The organism is Gottfriedia sp. NPDC058432 (genome assembly GCF_042721555.1).
In the GTDB taxonomy this organism is placed as follows: Bacteria; Bacillota; Bacilli; order Bacillales; family Bacillaceae_G; genus Gottfriedia.
The window spans coordinates 38,325-59,086 of sequence record NZ_JBHXLC010000004.1; the positions used below are offsets into that span (position 1 = coordinate 38,325).

Consider the following 20,762-nt stretch of genomic DNA (forward strand, 5'->3'; position numbering starts at 1 on the left):
AAAATTCCACCTGTGGAGGGGGAGACATTTTACGGGAAAATTTGTTAAGAATATCGTTTAACAGCCCTCATTCAAGAGCTTCCATCCTAATAGTGAGGAAACGATTATAGGAAATGAAGTATACTGGTGATTTCTTACATCCTAAAAAATCCCATTTAGATACGTTACGGTGAGCCGTATCATAAATAGGGTCAGTTTATTAAATAAAGAAGGGAATGTGTACCAAAAGTTTTTTGGAACACATTCCCTTTTCTTTATACTCGATCTGCTTATTATTTATCATTAAATGAAGATTTAATTTGTCGGACCATTGTCAACGCCAGCTTCAATGGCACTTTGAATGCTAGCAGGCACCGAAGATAAATAGTCATAACCAGTCATAGACTCAATTGAATCTACACTTACCCTGTAGTAGCTCCACGGGTGGCTTGAAGCTGTTTGATCATTAGGTAGTACTACAGCTATTACTCTCGTAGAAGCTGTAACTCGACTTAAATCATTATTCCCATTAGGCAATACAACGATCACTTTCCATGTTTTTGCTGGTACGACAACACCATTCCCAACAGTAGTTTTATATCCACTAGACCCAGTACCTCCAGATCCATAACCCCCGGATATTACATATAATTCGTTTCCAGCTGATACAAGTGAACGACTATATTCCTCTAAATTTGCCCAAGTAACCTCGTTGTTATTTGGAGCTTGAGGAATCATATTGCTCATTAGAAAAGTTGCAGAATTGTTAGCAACCGTAGATGTACGGTCAGCCGATGGACACATGTGACCACGATCAAATCCACTTCCCGAAAATTCACTAGCAGTCACTTGATACCACCCTGGCGGTAATGTTGTATCGGCACGGAAGTCATCCTGACGAGATGTACTTCCGAGATCAGATGACCCTACATGCCAGCTAACCCAGTTAGGTTCGTGTTTGCTATTGTTGTAGGATAAATCGTACTGAGGTTTAACCATCAAATAATTATTAGAATTAGATACATTATTTGTAGCACCACTTGGATTCCCCAATCCGATATGATCATTATCAGTGCCCGTTTGTGTTTGTGTTGTAGGTTCAGCCGTAGAAGACGAATTTTGAGGAGCTAGACCACTTGTTATCACAAAGTCGTTAGCGTTATTATTCGTATCCCAACCATTACCTTGACCTTGAGTAGTTCCACCAATATTGTCTTTACGTTCAGTACTTGTCGTAGCAGAAAGAGTACCTACTGGAGTAGTTTCCGAATCATTTGCAGATCCGAAACCAACAAAATCCACCACATTTGAATTCGTCGAACCCGATACCGCTGTAGTAACTTTTGCTAGCGCAACTTTTCCACTGCTTGCACTTAAGTTGATCGTACCTGTCACATCTGCAGTTGGTAGATCAACAGTTCCACCACCACCACTTGCTTCTTTAATTAAATAATACTGATGTGACCCAATACTACCTGTTAAATTTGTAATGCTACTGAATGTACCAGTTGAAGAAGCATATTGGATGGACCAACCAGATAAGCTAATACTTGAATCTGTAGGATTATAAAGCTCAATATAATCATTTTTGTAGGAAGAACCGCTATTACCTCCACCACCATAAACTTCACTGATGACAACATGAGTTCCCACAGCAGCCTGCGCAGGTTTAATAAATAAATTTCCTAGAGCACTACTTAAAAAAACTAAACTAGAACAAACGAGGAGAGCAGTCTTCCTTTTAAAATTTTTCTTGATTGTTTTAGATAAAATTGTATTTTGTACCGTTCGACCTTCTAGCATTGAATAAAAACCTCCTACTAATTTTTGAAAAAATACCGATAGACTAATTGAAACAACTCAAAAGTAAGTACTCGATCCTTTCGTTATTTATGCTTGGGGGGAAAGTAAGATAGTAGGTGTCCTAAAGAGTTCTAGTTGAGGATTCTTGCGATGCTCTGCCTTAAATATGTATTGCTTATCTTGCCTAATTCCACAATATCATATTTTTTTCAGAAAAATTTAAAATATTTGTAAATAACTATCTATCTTTTGTTAAGTACATTAATGTTTATATCCATTTAATCCAATAAATAATTCTTTAGAAACTGACATCTTTTTTATTACTGTTTGCGGGTAGACAACATTATTAAGAAAATCTTAAGATTTACATTGAGAAGTTATTAAGATTTTACTGATATCATCCCCTTAACAAGAAAAATAAAGAGGTGATACAATTTTGAAAAAGGTAAATTGGAGAGAGATACATGAACATATTAGTTTGTGATGATGATCAGTCAATTGTAGAGGCTATTTGTATTTATCTAGAAAATGAAGGATATAGCTTGTTCAAGGCTTATAACGGAGTAGAGGCGCTAGAGACTATCGAAAACAAAGAGATCCATCTCATTATTATGGATATCATGATGCCTAAACTAGATGGAATTAGGACAACGATGAAGATTAGAGAAAATTATGGGGTGCCTGTCATTATGCTGTCTGCGAAGTCTGAGGACTCCGATAAGATTTTAGGCTTAAATTTAGGAGCAGATGATTACATAACAAAGCCATTCAATCCTTTAGAGCTCATCGCACGAGTTAAATCACAACTGCGGAGATATACAAGCTTAGGCAGTCTTGAAACTAAGAATAGTTTATATCGTAGTGGAGGGCTTGTAGTCGATGATGAAAGCAAAATCATTACAGTTGATGGGGAAATTGTTCATCTTACTCCAGTTCAGTATAAGATTGTAAAGCTCTTAACTGAAAATGCAGGTAGGGTATTTTCGATTGAAGAAATTTATGAAAGAGTTTGTAATGAGACAGCTTTTAATCCCGAAAATACAGTATCTGTCCATATTCGAAAAATTAGAGAGAAAATCGAAATAAATCCGAAAGAACCAAAATATTTGAAGGTGGTGTGGGGAGTTGGATATAAGGTCGAGAAAATATAGCCATTCACTAACTGTAAAAATAATTGTATTTACGCTAGTCGTTTTATTTTTTTCAGGCATACTTAAATCGATTGCAAATGTGTCGACTTTAACTGACGATGATTTTGGAATAGTCTTTGAAGATAATTATTTTCTAAGTAAGTCCTATATGTTGGAAGTTGAGCCTATTTTAAGTAGCTTGAATCAATTAGTAAGTGAGTATAAAAGTGAAGAGAATATTTCAAAGGGTGGAACAATTAGCACAGAGGATATGAGATCAATTGAAGAATCTTTATATCCTGACTTCACTGAGAGGTCAAAAATATATAATCCAAGCTTAAGCGAAGAAGAAAATTTTAAAAATTTTAAAGAAGCTTATGCAAAAAAAATTGACCAAGCGAAGAATCAAATGATAACGGATGAATTAAAACGATATCAAGGGTTAATGCAAACTTTAGCTGAAAAGAAAGATTTATTATATTATGCCAATGACGGCGTGAATGAATTTACAAATAACACGCTAAAAGGTCAATTCAAAGAGAACCCTTCCTATATAATTTATAAAAATTATAAAAAAGAAATTTATCCATCAACGATTGAAAAGAATAAACGCTTTAACTGGATTACTGAAGATTTAGATCAGTTAAATGCAAAAAACATGGAAATATCAATAGCGTTCACGCAAGATGCTTTGGATCAAAAAATAAAAGAATGGAAAGAAAATAAGTCAATTGCAACGAATGCATTCATTCTGTTTATAGGTTCTTCTATCGGATTTTTACTATCTTTCGCATACTTAGCACTTATTATTGGTAGAAAATCATTCAATGACCGAGAGCTACATTTAAATGTAATAGATAAATTATTTAATGACTTAAATGTTCTATTGTTAATGGCTCTCATCGCCTCTTGGGTAGCATTAGTGGACACGCTAACAATTGATGTTTTAAGTATGTTAGTTTTCTTCCTTTCGATTCCATTTTTTATCGTGGCACTAACGCTGGTTTTATCTATTATAAAGCATATTAAAAAAAGAACACTGTTAAAACATACATTAATCTATCTTTTATTAAGTAATTTTTTTACATTTATTAAAAACGTCTATAATAGCGGTAGTAATGGTGTTAAAACGGTACTACTTGTTGTTGGCTATCCAATCGCAATTGCGATAACATTTTTTATATTCCCAATCACGATCGGCTTTGCGGCGTGGTTTGCGTATAAACAAGTAAAAAAATTCAATGCGATTAAAGAAGGAGTCGAGCAAATAAAAGCAGGCGATTTCCACCACCGTATAGAGGTAGATGGGAAAGGTGAGATTGCAAGTCTTGCTAGTAATATAAATACCATTACAGACGGTTTGAAAACAGCCGTTAATCGTGAACTAAAAAGTGAGAGGATGAAAACGGAGCTCATCACTAATGTATCACACGATATAAGGACACCACTGACGTCAATCATTACGTATGTTGATTTATTGAAAAAGGAAGAGGACCCTCTTAAAATACAAGAATATGTAGAAGTTTTGGATCGAAAATCGCAAAGATTAAAGCTATTGACTGATGATTTATTCGAAGCAGCAAAAGCATCTAGCGGAACGATTCCTGTTCACCTTGAGCGTATAGATATTTTATCGTTATTAACCCAGGGTTTAGGTGAAGTTAACGCAAAGGTAGAAGCTTTAGATTTAACATTTAAAATAAACCACCCAAAAGATAAACTATACGTTGCAGCGGACGGAAAATTATTATGGAGGTCAGTGGAGAACTTATTATCAAATATATTTAAATATGCACTTAGAGGATCAAGGGTATATATTGATATAGATGATATGGGTAATGATATACTTCTAACCTTCAAAAACATTTCAGCCTATGAGTTAAATATTTCAGCTGATGAACTGATGGAACGATTTAAAAGAGGCGAGGAATCGAGAACTAGCCAAGGAAGCGGTTTAGGTCTTTCAATAGCGAAAAGTCTAATCGAAATTCAAAAAGGACAGTTTTCAATTCAAGTTGATGGTGATTTATTTAAGGCGATGATTAAAATACCTAAACATAATAGTTTGATTTCTTAAGATTTAGCACTCCTTTTTTCAAAAAGGAGTGCATTTTTAATTTTTTAAGATAAAACAGTAAATCATGAATCATGCAGAAATCTAGGAAAACAAAGTATACTTATCATGGACGAATAGAACGACTTAATTCAATTAAGGGGGAACTACATATTGAGGGGAAATGTTAAAAGAATACTTAAATCACTATTAACAAATCCGATTTTCTTGATTGGATACTGGGTTTTTGGACTAAAGTTAGCTTCAATATGCAAATATGGAAGTATCGATAAAAATCTACCGATCTTAATATTGAGCGTGGTCATTTTACTATCGACTATATTATTTACTACAATAAAAGCGGTAAAAAATAGCGATTATAAACCTAACAAAATAACTAATTTAAAAGCATGGAAATATATATCTATTGTCTTGTTTGTTTCAATTACATTATTATATGGAGTGAACATATATAAAAGTGGAACAAATTATAATGGTAAACTCGCATGGTATATAGAACGATTAAAAAATCAAAGATCAGTTAAATTTGAACATAACAATGTATATAACTATGGCGTAAAAGGTATTTTTGACGATATAAATAAGAAACATTCTATGCCTAAAAAATTATATATAGTAAATAATTTTTCAATTAAATTTAATTCAGATGGAACAATTACATCCCTTGATACTTTTGTTTATGGGAAGAATGATCATGGTAAAGTAGAAAGCTTTCTAATAACTTATGATAAAAATAAGTCAGAAAATATTACAGTATATTTACACGGGTATGCCGCTCCTAATTATAATGACGACAAACTGTTAGAACCATTAATTGAAACTACTAATGTGATTCCAATTAAAAAAGCAGTTAGCAAATGGAATGAAAAACAGTATGGATTGATCTATTACGGTAAAAGAAATTGGGGATACAATACAAATGGCATTATTAATATTGATAAGGATGGAAGAGAATATAGTCCTGAAACAGCAAGTACTGAAATAATTGGCTATACAGTATCCTTATTTGTCCCAATGGATAAAGAAATTACACCTGCTAGATATAACTTAATAGGTGATCCAAATTGGAGTAAACCATCTACTACTCTAAATCAAGCTACTTCAGATGAGAAGAAAAATGAACGAATAAACACCAACGAACAATTTTTTCAATCTAAAGAAGTCGGTTATAAACTAAATGTGGCAGATAAAGCTTTAGGAAGCACATTTTATTCATTAAGTAAGACCACTGATGGTGGAAGTACATGGACAATTATAAATAATGATCCATATAGTGGAACAGTTGGTGGAGCTTCAGGTATTGTCTTTTTGGACGATAAGCTCGGGTTTTTAGGAGCAGTTAATCCCTCAGGTAATGAAGGAGCCTTATATCGCACAAATGACGGAGGCAAAACTTTCAAAAAAGTAAACTATACACCTCACGAAGTAAAGTTGAATAATGGCCAGTCTATAAAACCTTTTGATACTCCTAGTATGCCTTATGAAATGGATGGAGTTTTAAGTATGTTGGTTGGTCAAGGATCAGATGGAGATTATAACGGGAATAGTAGAGAACTTTATCAGTCAAATGATAAAGGGCAAACTTGGAAATTTATCAAGGAAATTAAAAAATAAATCGGATTAGAATATAGAAAGGTCTCTCAAAAAATTGAGAGGTCTTTTTTTATGTTCTTAAGTAGATATAGAATCACTGAAAAGGATTAAGAATTACTAATTTATCCCAAAAATTTAAAATCAACAAAATTTGTAGAATGACAAGTTGCAAATTCCCCCAAATCCATTCCTATAAAATATGCATATAAAACAATGAAAAAAGGAATATTGCTCCAAAAATTTAACAAAATATGACAATTTTCTTTCTTCATATTACGCTAAAATTCCCCAATTTACTGTCCCTATAACCCAACTTATAATGAAGAATGGCGACCTAATTGTCGTAAAATTTTTAACAATATTAAAATTCTGTCATTAAAGGAGGAAATGGTTAGGGGGGAATAGGGCTTTTGCTCTATCTATTAAATTAAAGAAGGGAAATGAGAAAGGTATGAGCCATCGTAAAATGAAAAAGATGGTCATGTCAACGTTTCTTGCAACTTCAACACTGCTAGGCTACACAGCTCAGGCTTTTGCCATGTCAGGTGGAACATCTGCAAGTAAAAGCCAAACTGTTCAGTTAGACAGTAATAGCAAACTTGACTTGACTCAAGCACAACAATTGCAAAATTTATATTTAGAGAAGCTTCAATTTGATCCGAAGCTATTAAATTCTTCGGACCAACTAGATTTAATTATTCAATTCAATGTTGATCCAGCCCCAATTCAAATGCAAAATCAACAGAAGAATACATCTTCTGGAAAACTTTCTGTTAATCAAGAGAGCACACCGACTGTTACGTTAGAAAGTGCTCAAACAGAAGTAAATCAAACACACAGTGACTTTAAGAGCTTCGTTAGCAACGAATCTAAAAAATTGAAAGCTACAGGCGAATCCTCTAGCGCTATTCATATAGGAAGAGAGTATACTCAAGTATTTAACGGGTTAGCTGTCAAAATTCCTAAAAGTTCACTTAATGATATATTGGCATTACCTTACGTAAAGAGTGTCTATCAAAATGTCAAATATGCTCCAATTCCAGCTTCTCAGTCAAACGATATTCCAGCGAGCGTAACAGGTGACGGAAAGGTTTCTGATCAAAAAACAAATCCAAATGTATTACCTGTTATTCGTTCAAATCGTTCTAACATACAATCAGCAAGTAGTACTTCAGAGAACTCTTCCGTATCAGAAAAAGCAGTTAATACGCAATCTGGAACAGTTCCACCTCCAGGTCCAGAAGGCCCGCAATCTGGTGAAACAGCAGTTCTTGATTGGTTAAAAATACATGATTTACAAAATGAAAACATCACAGGGAAAGGTGTAAAAGTTGGTGTTATTGATACAGGTCTTGACTATAATCATCCAGATCTTGCTGGAGAATATCAAGGCGGTAAAGATTTTGTAGATAATGACAATGACCCGATGGAAACGGTCTATTCTGACTGGTTAGCTGCAAAGAATGCCAATAATGCACTTCCATCTGATCAACAAGATCCAAACTTTCCAACAGATTACCATAACTATATTACTTCTCACGGAACTCACGTAGCTGGAACAATTGCAGGTCAATCAAGAAGTAGTTCTCCTTATGCAGTTAGAGGAGTTGCACCTGAAGTTCAGTTATATGCTTACCGTGTATTAGGTCCTCACGGTGGTACAGATGAGGCAGTTATGGCAGGGATTGAGCAATCTTATAAGGATGGGTGTAAAGTAATTAACTTATCACTAGGTGCAGCTTATAATGATTCACTGTCTCCAAATGCTGTTGCAATTAACAATATTTCTGACCTTGGAGTAACTGCAGTTATTGCTGCTGGTAACTCTGGTCCGGGTGCTGGAACAGTAGGAACTCCAGGTGCTACTGCTAAGGCAATAACTGTCGGTGCAATTGCTACACCTACTCAAGTACCAACGTTTGACATCCATTCATATGGAGCAACAGGGGAGGATTCATTTGCGATTACAAATACTCGTTTAATCGGAAAGGATTTCTCGGAATCGAATTCAAAGCTTAGTGGATCGACTCAGTATGATATCGTAGATGCTGGATACGGCACACCTGCTTGGTATGATGATCTTCGTAATAAAAATATTGATGTTAAAGATAAAGTTGTTCTTGTTAAACGTGGTGCTGCATCTATGGACCTGCTAATGATGTATGCGACTAATGAACATGCTAAGGCCATGATTGTGTGGAATCCATCAGACAATGCTAATCTTCTATTTGATGATCAAGGGTATTATCCATTTTATTTTGGTTCTAAGGGTGGTACGGTTTACACTTTGCAAATAAGCAAGAATGATGGAACAAAATTCTATAATGCTTTTAAGGCAGGTACGATTAAGAAAATATCTGTATCGAATGCTGGAAATTATACAATGGCGGGGAATTCACTTGCTAGTTTTAGTTCTACCGGACCTGTTACGGGTTCATTAGCAATTAAACCTGATGTTGTTGCCCCAGGTGTAGATATTTTCTCAACAGCTCCTTATGATATATGGGAGCCAAATAACAAAGATTATTCTTATACTTATCAATCCATGTCAGGTACATCAATGGCTACTCCTCATGTTGCTGGTATGGCAGCATTGATTTTATCAGCTCATCCAAACTATAAGCCTGAGGACGTCAAAGTAGCATTGATGCAAACTGCTGATGCAATAGACTCACAAAAAAGTTTATTCCAAATCGGCTCTGGTAAAGCCGATCCATATCAGGCAGTGCATTCTGATATGCAATTTAAGGTAAAGGATTTTATTCAATCACGTTCATCAACTGACGATTCATCAAGTTCAAATATTATTAACATAGCAAATACAACAGGTTCATTCTCGTTTGGTTATACAGCTCGTTCAGTAGATGGTTCTGTTACGAAATCAGGAGATTTGTATATTACGAATAACGGGAATGCTGCTAAGACCTTCGACGGATCGAGTGCTTTCTTTAAGGATGCGTTCATGACAAATGGACAAGATGGGGTGGAACAAGGTGCTAAAATTAGCATAAGTAATGCAACATCCCCTGAGACTGAATTAAAGTCAATTACAGTTCCAGCAGGAGGAACAATTCATCTAACTGTAAAATTCACTGCCCCTGCATCAGCTACAAGTGGATATTACGAGGCATATATTAACTTTGTTAATCCAGCTAATCCTGATGAAACTTACCGTATGCCTCTTGCTATTAACGTTCAAAGTAGAGGACTAGATTTTAGAATCCAAAGAAAAGCTTTTACGCTAAGTGGTGATAAAAACTTTAATCCTAATACATTTGCTGTTACTCCTCAATCTTGGGCAGAGGTTCGAGTGAAAAGCACACTGGATCCTTCATTTGGCTTTAAGCTTTATCTTATGGATCTAACTGGAAGTAAATATATAGGATATATTGCTACATTTAATCTTTCTGCTTTTACTCTTGGTAATTTGGTTTATGCACCGTTATTAGTTAATGGTAGTTATTACCCTTATAAAGATCCAATTTCCAAGGATGATCCTAATTTATCAGTTAAACTGACACAACAACAATCAACTCAGAAGCAACTTGGAGAAGGTGGTTATACAATACAAGCTCGTGCTTTAGACGCTTCTAATGGTCAGTTATATGAAAAAAACGGCACAGTTTATATTGATAACACTGCACCAACAGTACAAATGGATAAAGGTAGTGAACCTGGGATTTATGAGATTGATCCAAACGGTCCTATGACAGATGGAGCGCTAAAATGGTTCTCAGGAAAGGCCTACGATTCAAATGTTGATTATATGAAAAACGTTGGGCATGAAACGCAAGTTCCTGCACCGCCGAACTATGATACTGATACAAATGTAAGTCAATCTTTAGGTAGAATTGACGGAATGCTTGGTGATTCAAACTCAGCACCGTACGTCAACTACTTCCTTACCCCTAGTGGTGATGGACAATTTAGATTTGGAATTAGTAAAGAAGACCTTGTGAATACTGATGCTGACCCATTAAAAGAAAATTACGGTACACAGTTCAGAATTTATCCTGAAGATTACTCGTTTGCAGGTAATCTTGAAACGCAAGGACAATTTTATTATTTTGTTAAAAAAGGTAATGAGTATGTTGTTAATCGCTTTGCACGACTAGATTCGCCAGGTTCAACTACATTAAATGGAGTAGACCCTAACTTCCTTGTTGATAAAACATTAGTCTCTAAAGGAGATAATTTTAAATCAACATTATCTATTAAGTATCCGAAAAAGCTTGTAGGAGCAAAGTTTTATATTGATAGCCTTTATTTTGCTGATATTAAGGATATCGATTTCAGTCCAGAATATAAAGCCTTTTTAGCAACAAAGGGTATTACAGCTGATAAGTCTTGGATTCATCAGGACACAGATGTAAATGGAGATTTTATATTCAATTTCAATCTTCCAAAAGATTTACAAGCTCAAGGTGTATTAAATACAGCAGAAACAATGAGCGGGGGTGTTGCCCAAGAAATGCCTCTTCTTGATATTAAATACAAAGTGACAAATGATGCTGGATTAGATACATTATGGCTTCAAGGATCTGCGAATATCCCGGAAATCACAACGTATGACGGTGGGAAAAATGGGATGGATCGAGTCCCTACATTCCTTGATAAAAAACTTTATATTAAAGGCTCAGCATATATTAGTGGAGGTATTAAACCAGAAGGATTCCAAAACTATCCGACTACTACTACATTCGGTAGAGCAACACCAATAACGTCTGATGCTTCGGGTGTTGAGGTTAAGTTTGAAGATTCTAATGCAGGTGGTATTACGTCTAAGTTGTCAATAGCTAAGAATCCTACAGCTGGCGCATCAAGTGAAAATCCAGGGATTACTCAGAATGGTTTATTCACAACTGACCTTCCAATGCAAGCAGGAGATAAACCATACAATTTTGAAATGAAAATGCCAGGTCATTTAACATACTATGGTACATTAGCTGTTAATACTGCGGGACAATATAATTACGCAGCAGGAGGAAATTATTCTGTTCCAAATGCAATCATGCTTGCAGGTGACGTGAATGGTGACGATGTAATCGATATGAAAGACATTGAGGCTGAAAGCACAGCTTACAATAGCTTTGTTGACACATCTTCAACTTACACTAGAAGTGCTGATTTTAACTTCGACGGTACAATTGATTATAACGACTTTGAATACATCATCAAAAACATTGGAAAGTACAATACGACTGCTCAAAATGCATCAACTTTAGCAGGAAAAATCGTTTTAACTACAAGTAAAGCTATAACGATTACTGGATTTGGCACAGTACCAAGCGGTTCGGATCTTACTGCCTTTAACACGGTTATTAAACCAGTGCCATTTATTAAAACAAGTGATATCAACGCCTTTGTATATTATGGAAAAGTCAATCCGTTTCAATTGTTTTCTGTAGGCTATAAAACACCAGACGTTGTAAATGGCGCTACAACACTTACACAAATTGAAGATACAGCTTGGAGAGCTGCTGTAGACGGAGCTGGTGGACAAATTCTGATTGATGGAGTCGACCGAAAAGCAGCTACGAATATATATAATGGCGTTTCAACAAATTCGATTATTGAAAAAGTAGTATCTAACAAAGGACAATATGAATTTGATCCGTCAGTATTCAAAAAAGCGGGAGTCCACACAATCGTGTTCAAGGCTCCAGGTTATATGGATCGATCTTTAAAATTTAAAATGCAAAATGGTGGAGGAACTGGCTTTTCACTTTTATCACCAAACAACGTTGCAACAATTGGAAAAGCGTTGACATACACTCGATCAGATACGACAGGTTCAACAGCTGCGCACTATCGTGATATTTGGCAGCCAAATATTAATTCAATAACAGTAACTGACCCAAATAATAATGTTGTTAAAAACTATACAGGAACTGAATTGGCAGGACTCTTTAACCAGTTGACGCCGGCGAACGCAACAACATTTAACTTTACGATTCCGGCAGGTGTTTTCTCGACGCCATCGTCGGGTAGTACAGATTGGAAGATTACAATCTCAGCTGACAATTACGATTCGTATTCATTCACACAAAGAATTAATGCGTTCCCGTCTCCAACATTGACGGCTGAAGCAAATCGTTATTTTAATGATAGCAATCCAAACCCAATTTCAATAGGAGTTGGAGCTACAAACGATACACAAGCTTGGAGAGATGCGATTACAGCCATTCAAATTGGCGGTAATACAATTAATAGGGCGGATTTTGAGGCAAATAAAATCACGGTAGGTGCTCCTGGAACACCAATTAAGATTGATGAAGCGCTAATCACTACTCCAGGAAGCACAAAAATCAATATAATCGCATCAAATTACCAAATAGTGTCTGTTGATCAACCTTTATACAAACAAGGGGTAACACTTACAAGTCCGGCAGGAACGATTTATGCTGGAAAAGACCTTGTAATGACATTTAATTCAGGTACAGCTGCATCTGATTGGATAGCTGTTATGAAGGCTAGTGGTGATATTAAATTTGGCGGAAATTCGATTAAAACTAAGGCTGTGATTGATGAAACAGCAGGAACATTAACGATTCCATATGATTTAGTAAGAACAAATGGCGGCGCTGCAGTTTCAAGGAGCTTAGTTGTTTCAGCTCCGGGTTATGCTGACGTTAATGTAAATACAACTGTTACACCACAAACTGCACCTGTCATTACAATTTCGTCAACTACAGGAACACCTCAGTTTGGTGATACCATTACTTACTCTATTAATGGGGATGATAATTCGTTATGGAGAAGTTCAATTTTACTTGCACCGACGTCAGATCAATCGATAGATAATGGTGATGTCACAATACAATTATCATCGATTATATCAGTAAAACCTTATGTCACAACATCTGTAAAAAATGGTACAGGATCAGTAACGATTGATGGAAATGCAACACAATCTAATACTGCTGCAGGTAATAAGAATGTTAAGTTCATATCACCTTACTTTACGCCAATTACAATTGCTCAACCATTTGCTCAAAGAACGGCACCAACACCGAGCGTGACGCTAAGTGGAGTTAATAAACCAGTAATTATTACAGTACCTAATAATACTGAAAATATGAGATGGGCAAATGCAGCTAAGGCAGTTTCTGGTGATATTACAGTAGAAGGAATATCAGTTAAATCTGATGCGACAATCTCATCAGATAAGAACAATATCACAATAACACTTCCTGGAACAGCATTTACAACGACAGGCAATAAAGAAATTAAGTTTACGGCGTATTGCTACCCAGACACGAAGGTTACTCAAGTTGTTAAGAGCAATGCACCAGTGTTTGCATCAAAAATTGCTTACATTCAAGAAGATACACCGATTACTGTTACCCACGATCAGGATTCAGCGTGGATTACAGCGAATCCAGTTGTTTCATTAAATGGTAAAGTTGTTGATCCAAGCAAGTATACTCTGACAGCTAAGGACCTTACATTTACTGACAGATCATTATTCAAAGAACTGGGTGATTATGAGTTTACAGTTACTGCCCCTGGTTATATTGACACTTCATTTACTGTTATCATTAGTGATGATTTGTCACATTTGATTTCGGCAACAACTGACAGCAACGGTAAAATTGATCCGGACGGCTTCACTTCAGTGAAACATGGGTCTAATCAAACTTATAAAATCACGCCGAATACAGGTTTTGAGATTGGAAGCGTTAAAGTTGATGGACAAGAAGTAGCAGTAACAAACAACGAGTACACATTTACAAACGTAACGAAGAATCATTCAATCGAAGTAACGTTCAAACAAATCGTTCATATCATCACAGCAACAGCTGGAACGAACGGAACGATTAGTCCGAACGGCAGAATTGCTGCAAATCACGGAACAAACCAAACATTTACGATCACACCTTATGACGGTTTTGAGGTTGCAACATTTAAAGTAGACGGTGTAGATGCACAGTTAACAAACAATACGTACACATTTACGAATGTAACAAAAGATCACACGATTAATGTAACGTTTAAACAAATTGTACACACAATTACAGCATCACCTGGAAGCAATGGAACGATCAGTCCAAGCGGTAAAGTTTCTGTGAATCATGAAAAAGATCAAACATTCACGGTTACACCGAGTAAAGGCTATGAGGTTGCTACATTTACTGTTGATGGTGTGAATGCAAATCTTACAAATAACTCTTATACATTTACAAATGTAACGAAGGATCACATGATTAACGTAACGTTCAAAAAGATCGTTTACACTATCATAGTATCAGCTGAAGGGAATGGAACGATCAGCCCTGTTGGTATACTTACTGTAGATGAAGGAGCAAATCAAACATTCAAAATTACACCTGATAAGGGTAGTTATGAGGTTGATACGTTTAAAGTAGACGGAGTGGAAACAAAGCTAACAAATAATACGTATACGTTAACGAATATTACAAAGAATCATACAATCACTGTAACGTTCAAACATAAAGGAAACAGTGGGAAGTAATGGCACAGTTAGCCCAATTTGCAAAGTTTCAGTAATTTGCGGAGCAAATAAGCCTTTCAAGAAAAAATAAGGCATTGAAAAATTTTTTCTAAAGAGGAATTAAAGGGCTCATTTGAGTCGAAACAGGCTGTCGGGACCTTCTCGGCAGTCTGTTTTTTGTGTACAAATGAATATTAATAGGAGTAAAATTAGACTATGTATTAGCCAAAGAATAATTTAAATTTTGGGCTCATTAAATGATTCCAAAATAATAAGCAAATCATTCCTTTCGTTATATTCTTTTGTACGCAAGATAATATTAAAATAAGCGCTTACTATAAAAGTGTCTAGTTCATTAAGTATGAATGCTTTAGAATTTATTTTTCTAAAATAAGGACCTTAATGATAGATTTTTAACTTTTTTACATTCTTTAAATAGTTTATAATTATCAGATAAAGAAAAAAATTTTTTTAGGGCAATTAGTAATAGAAATATACTATTAATTGGATATAATTAAATAGTGATATACTATTATTAAAAGATGGTTTAAATGTGTTATACTATTAATAAGATATAATTGAGACAGAAAAGGTGTGTTCCTAGGTGGTGCCTTGCTTTTTGTGACACCTAAGCAGGAAAACCTACTTTTTTGCAAATAAAGGGGAAAAGGAAGGTTATTATGAGCAACAGACAAACTAGAACAGACATTATCTTAATTGGTGCTGGAGTCATGAGCGCGACTTTGGGATCATTACTAAAAGAATTAGCACCGGAAATGGAAATTAAAGTATTTGAGAAATTAGAAAAAGCAGGGGAAGAAAGCTCTAATGAGTGGAATAATGCAGGTACGGGACATGCTGCATTATGTGAGCTTAACTATACATCAGAAAAAGCTGATGGATCGATTGATATTAGTAAAGCCATAAAAATTAATGAACAGTTTCAACTTTCAAGACAATTTTGGTCATATCTTGTAAACAACGACTTGATTCGTAATCCACAGGACTTTATCATGCCAATTCCTCATATGAGTCTAGTGCAAGGTAAAGAAGATGTGGAATTTTTAAACAAACGATTTGAAGCGCTTTCTAACAATCCTCTATTTAAAGGAATGGAATACTCAGAGGACGCAAAAAAGCTGAAAGAATGGATTCCGCTAATCATGGAAGGACGCACATCTAATGAACCAATAGCGGCAACAAAAATAGACTCAGGAACGGATGTAAACTTTGGCGCTTTAACACGTATGATGTTTGAGCACTTAGAGAGCAAGAATGTCGAGATTAACTATAGACATAATGTTGAAGACATTAAACGTACTAGCGACGGCGGGTGGGAAGTAAAAGTGTATAATATGAGCACTGGAAATATTGACTCCCACATTGCAAAATTCGTATTTATCGGAAGCGGAGGAGCTAGTCTACCTTTACTACAAAAAACGGGTATCCCTGAGTCAAAACATATTGGAGGGTTCCCTGTAAGTGGACTATTCTTAGTATGTAAAAATCAGGAAGTTGCAAAGCAACATCACGCAAAAGTATACGGAAAAGCTAAAGTTGGTGCACCACCAATGTCTGTTCCGCATCTTGATACAAGATATATCGATAACCAAAAGTCATTATTATTTGGACCTTTTGCTGGGTTCTCACCAAAGTTCTTAAAAACAGGTTCAAATATGGATCTGATTAGTTCTGTAAAACCTAATAACGTCATGACTATGTTAGCGGCAGGCGTAAAAGAGATGTCATTAACGAAATATTTAATCCAACAAGTCTTATTATCGAATGAAAAACGTATGGAAGAATTACGTGAATTTATTCCAAATGCTAAGAGTGAGGATTGGGATATCGTAGTTGCTGGTCAACGTGTACAAGTTATTAAAGACACGCCAGCTGGAAAAGGAACACTTCAATTCGGTACTGAAGTAGTTAGTGCAGCTGATGGTTCAATCGCAGCATTACTTGGAGCATCTCCAGGTGCTTCAACAGCGGTTCATGTAATGCTTGAAGTATTAGAAAAATGCTTCCCCGGGCATATGATGGAGTGGGCTCCAAAGATTAGAGAAATGATCCCTTCATTTGGCTTATCTCTAGAAGAACATCCGGAACTTTTAGAGGAAATTCAAGCTTCAACTTCAAAAGCGCTTGGATTAAATGAAAAAGAGCTAGCTTATAGTTAATATTTATAAATAGCATAATAAAGTAAAGAACCTTCAATTGACATTGACTTGAAGGTTCTTTTTGCTGTGACAGGGAATAAGTGATAATGACTAAATAACGAATAGTATGACGAATCATGTCGATTTAAATTTTTCGAAAAATTTAAAAAAGTGTTCAGGATTTAAAAAAGAGGTGATATACTACTTACAACTGGTAATGACATCATTACTAAATGGTTATTGAAAGTGAAATAGGGGTGATGAAACTTTATATTAGAAAATCAAACGTTTTTTGTAAGCCTTTACAAGTTAACTGGTAATAACATCATGACAACATATTCGTGGAGTTTTACTTCAAAAGGTGTCATTAGAGAAACTACTCGATTGAAAGGCTATTAAACTTTTAAGAGAAAGAAGGGGAATGGGATGAAAAAGTGGCTTATTTTGCTACTAACCTTGGCTTTAGGCTTACTAGGATTGGCTGGATGTGGTAGCAGTGATACATCGGGGGATGCAAAAGATGGAAAGGTTGAAATTACTTACGGTTATTGGGATAAGAAGCAAGTTCCTGCGGTTGATGAAATTATAAAATTATTTAATGAAAAGTACCCTAATATTAAAGTGAAAACGGAGCTTACTCCATATGCACAGTATTTCCAAAAGCTAGAAACAGCTGCTACAGGAGGAGCATTGCCGGATGTTTTTTGGATGAACGGGGCTCATGTAGTCCAATATGCGGAAGGCAAAGTAATTGTCCCACTTAGTGACTTAGCATCAAAGGATAACTATAGTCTAGACAATTATCCTAAGTCATTAGTCGATCTTTATACAGTTGACGGAAAACTTTATGGTATCCCAAAAGACTTTGATATAACTGGATTTTGGTATAACAAAAAGATTTTTGATGAAGCAGGTATACCATACCCAGATGATACTTGGGATTGGAATAAGTTAAAAGAAGTAGCAAAGAAACTTACAAATAAAGAAAAAGGTATTTATGGTTTTGCTGCTTTAATGGGTAACCAAGGCGGATATTATGACTTCATTTGGCAAAATGGTGGACATATTATTTCCGATGACGGCAAGTCGGTCGGATTTGATCAACCTGAAGCAATTGAAGCACTTAAATATAATATTAGTTTTATAAAAGAAGGCTTGTCTCCAACACAAGCTCAAATGACGGAAACAGCACCATCAGAGTTATTCTCTTCAGGAAAAATTGCAATGATGTTTGATGGACCTTGGATGGTTCCAGAGTATAAGAAAAATCCAGATTTAAATGTAGCTGTTGTACCAAAAGGAAAACAACGTGCAGTTTCTATTCATGGATTATCAAATGTAATTGCGGCGAATACGAAGCATAAAGATGCTGCTTGGAAGTTTGTTCAATTCCTTGGTTCTAAAGAAGCAGCAGAAGTGTATGCGAAAACTGGTACAGTAATCCCTGCTTACAACGGTACACAAGATGCTTGGCTAAAAGCTGTTCCAAATTTAAATCTTCAAGCCTTTATTGATGGAGTTGACTATTCAGTTCCACTACCTAGTGTGAAAAATACAGGCGAAATCTGGCAGTATGAAACAGATATCTTGAAAAAAGCATGGAGTAATGAAGAAAGTGTTGAAGATGCTGCAAAAGAATTAACGAAAAAGGCAGACGAGGCACTAGCTAAGAACTAAAAAAATGAAGAGAAGAAGCTCTCTAAAGTCTAGAATGACTTCTTCTCTTTATTTCTCTTAAAAGGAGTGAATACAGTGAAGGAAATGCCTCTACAAGTTGAAATAAAATCAAAAAGTAAATTAAAGATCCCAAGCTTAGCAAAGACGAGAAAACGATCAGATTATCTTTGGGCGTATTTTATGATTGCACCAACAATGATTGGTTTAACAATTTTCTACTTATGGCCAATTATCCAAACGATTTACTTCAGTTTTACGGAATGGGGAGCATTTGGGCAATATGAGTGGACAGGATTGGATAATTATAGACGCATGCTAGAAGATTCTAATCTGTTGCAGTCATTTAAAAATACAGGAATTTATATCATTTTTACAGTTCCAATCGGTATTTTCTTATCGATTCTTATAGCAGTTCTCTTAAACCAAAAAATTAAGGGTAAGTCTGTTTATCGAACACTGTATTTTTTACCTGTTATTACCATGCCAGCAGCAATCGCTATGGTTTGGAGATGGCTATATAATTCTGACTATGGGCTGCTAAATTATCTTTTATCCCTCTTTGGAATTAAAGGTCCACAGTGGGTAAGTGATCCGAAAGTTGCACTATATTCAATAATTGTCGTAGCAATTTGGAGTGGGCTCGGTTATAACATGGTTATTTTTCTTTCAGGGCTTCAAGGGATTCCAAAAACATATTACGAAGCAGCGGAAATAGATGGTGCTGGGCCAATCAGGGTCTTCTTTAAAATAACACTACCGTTACTTTCCCCAGTTATATTCTTCGTAACAATCATGTCCTTTATTGGGGCATTCCAAGTGTTTGATTTAATTTTTATGATGATTGGGAAAAGCAGTACAGCACTGGAAAGTACTCAATCAATCGTCTATTTATTTTACCAGCACGCATTCGTGTTAAATGATAAAGGTTATGCTGCCGCAATTGCAGTTTTACTATTAATCATTATTTTAATCATTACAGCGATTCAAATGGTTTTACAAAAGAAATGGGTTCATTATGATTGAAGGAGGAGTAACCATTGGAGAAAGCAAGACTTCAGATCACAAGTAAAACCATCTTAATTCATTTAATTCTAATTGTCGGCGCCTTGGCGATGGTCTTCCCTTTTATATGGATGTTACTAACTTCATTAAAAACTTATGCTGAGTCGATTCATGTTCCGCCTGTTATTGTTCCAAAGCATTTCCAGTGGGTGAATTATAAAGATGTTTTTGATTTACTACCATTCTTTAAATTTATGTTTAACACGCTAATCATTACAGTGATTCGTACTATTGGACAATTATTATTATGTTCTTTAGCTGCATACGCATTTGCGAGAATTGAATTTCCAGGAAGAAATATTCTTTTTTTAGTAGCTTTATCGGTTTTAATGGTACCAGGACAGGTCTTTTTATTGCCACAATATATGATCATGGTGAAATTAGGCTGGTTAAACACTTTACAAGCAGTAGTGGTTCCAGGTCTATTTAGTGCATTTGGTACATTCCTTTTAAGACAGTTTTTTATGGGGTTACCAAAGGAATTAGAAGAAGCAGCTAGATTAGATGGCTGTAATCATTTCCAAATTTATTGGAAAATCATGCTTCCTTTAGCAAAGCCAGGTTTAGTTGCTTTAGGTATATTTACAACGCTATGGAGCTGGAATGAATTAATGTGGCCAATGATTGTTAATAGCTCACCTGAATCAATGACGTTATCCGTCGGTTTGTCATCACTGCAAGGACAATATCTAACAAATTACCCAGTATTAATGGCAGGATCATTCTTAGCAATTTTACCAATGCTAATTTTATTTATGATTTTGCAAAAACAATTTATTGAAGGAATTGCAGTTACAGGAAATAAATAAAAATCTTACAAAGCTTGGAGG

General features: G+C 35.5%; 9 protein-coding genes. 8 read left to right on the forward strand and 1 reads right to left on the reverse strand.

What is annotated here, in order from left to right:
* Window positions 1–294 precede the first annotated feature (294 nt).
* The gene (locus ACFWM3_RS06015) at window positions 295–1,782 is read right to left on the reverse strand and encodes a DNA/RNA non-specific endonuclease (RefSeq protein WP_390310702.1); all 1,488 of its coding nucleotides are present in this window, start codon (window positions 1,780–1,782) and stop codon (window positions 295–297) included.
* Between the two features lie 464 nt (window positions 1,783–2,246).
* Here ACFWM3_RS06015 and ACFWM3_RS06020 point away from each other — a divergent pair, with 464 nt between their 5' ends.
* From ACFWM3_RS06020 to ACFWM3_RS06055, 8 genes are all read left to right on the forward strand, one after another.
* A complete protein-coding gene (locus ACFWM3_RS06020; protein ID WP_390310703.1) occupies window positions 2,247–2,933 on the forward strand; it encodes a response regulator transcription factor in 687 nt (228 codons plus the stop codon).
* Window positions 2,908–4,989 carry a sensor histidine kinase gene (locus tag ACFWM3_RS06025; protein ID WP_390310704.1) on the forward strand — a complete coding sequence of 694 codons (2,082 nt, stop codon included), beginning with the start codon at window positions 2,908–2,910 and terminating at the stop codon, window positions 4,987–4,989. Before ACFWM3_RS06020 ends, ACFWM3_RS06025 begins: the two co-directional genes overlap by 26 nt.
* Before the next feature lie 126 nt (window positions 4,990–5,115).
* Entirely contained in the window at window positions 5,116–6,600 is a 1,485-nt protein-coding gene (locus ACFWM3_RS06030) for a WD40/YVTN/BNR-like repeat-containing protein (RefSeq protein ID WP_390310835.1), read from the forward strand.
* A 430-nt stretch (window positions 6,601–7,030) separates the two neighbouring features.
* Entirely contained in the window at window positions 7,031–15,055 is an 8,025-nt protein-coding gene (locus tag ACFWM3_RS06035) for a S8 family serine peptidase (RefSeq protein WP_390310706.1), read from the forward strand.
* A gap of 659 nt (window positions 15,056–15,714) precedes the next feature.
* Entirely contained in the window at window positions 15,715–17,214 is a 1,500-nt protein-coding gene (locus ACFWM3_RS06040) for a malate:quinone oxidoreductase (RefSeq protein WP_056467220.1), read from the forward strand.
* A 405-nt stretch (window positions 17,215–17,619) separates the two neighbouring features.
* Window positions 17,620–18,870 carry an ABC transporter substrate-binding protein gene (locus tag ACFWM3_RS06045; RefSeq protein WP_056467221.1) on the forward strand — a complete coding sequence of 417 codons (1,251 nt, stop codon included), beginning with the start codon at window positions 17,620–17,622 and terminating at the stop codon, window positions 18,868–18,870.
* Between the two features lie 84 nt (window positions 18,871–18,954).
* Entirely contained in the window at window positions 18,955–19,893 is a 939-nt protein-coding gene (locus ACFWM3_RS06050; protein ID WP_390310836.1) for a carbohydrate ABC transporter permease, read from the forward strand.
* A gap of 89 nt (window positions 19,894–19,982) precedes the next feature.
* The gene (locus ACFWM3_RS06055) at window positions 19,983–20,741 is read left to right on the forward strand and encodes a carbohydrate ABC transporter permease (protein ID WP_390310837.1); all 759 of its coding nucleotides are present in this window, start codon (window positions 19,983–19,985) and stop codon (window positions 20,739–20,741) included.
* The last annotated feature ends 21 nt before the right edge of the window (window positions 20,742–20,762 follow it).

Excerpts from the sequence above, each read along its gene's own strand:
- ACFWM3_RS06015 (WP_390310702.1), bottom strand. The coding sequence starts at position 1,782 with ATGCTAGAAGGTCGAACGGTACAAAATACAATTTTATCTAAAACAATC.
- ACFWM3_RS06020 (WP_390310703.1), top strand. The coding sequence starts at position 2,247 with ATGAACATATTAGTTTGTGATGATGATCAGTCAATTGTAGAGGCTATT.
- ACFWM3_RS06035 (WP_390310706.1), top strand. The coding sequence starts at position 7,031 with ATGAGCCATCGTAAAATGAAAAAGATGGTCATGTCAACGTTTCTTGCA.
- ACFWM3_RS06040 (WP_056467220.1), top strand. The coding sequence starts at position 15,715 with ATGAGCAACAGACAAACTAGAACAGACATTATCTTAATTGGTGCTGGA.
- ACFWM3_RS06045 (WP_056467221.1), top strand. The coding sequence starts at position 17,620 with ATGAAAAAGTGGCTTATTTTGCTACTAACCTTGGCTTTAGGCTTACTA.
- ACFWM3_RS06050 (WP_390310836.1), top strand. The coding sequence starts at position 18,955 with ATGCCTCTACAAGTTGAAATAAAATCAAAAAGTAAATTAAAGATCCCA.
- ACFWM3_RS06055 (WP_390310837.1), top strand. The coding sequence starts at position 19,983 with ATGGTCTTCCCTTTTATATGGATGTTACTAACTTCATTAAAAACTTAT.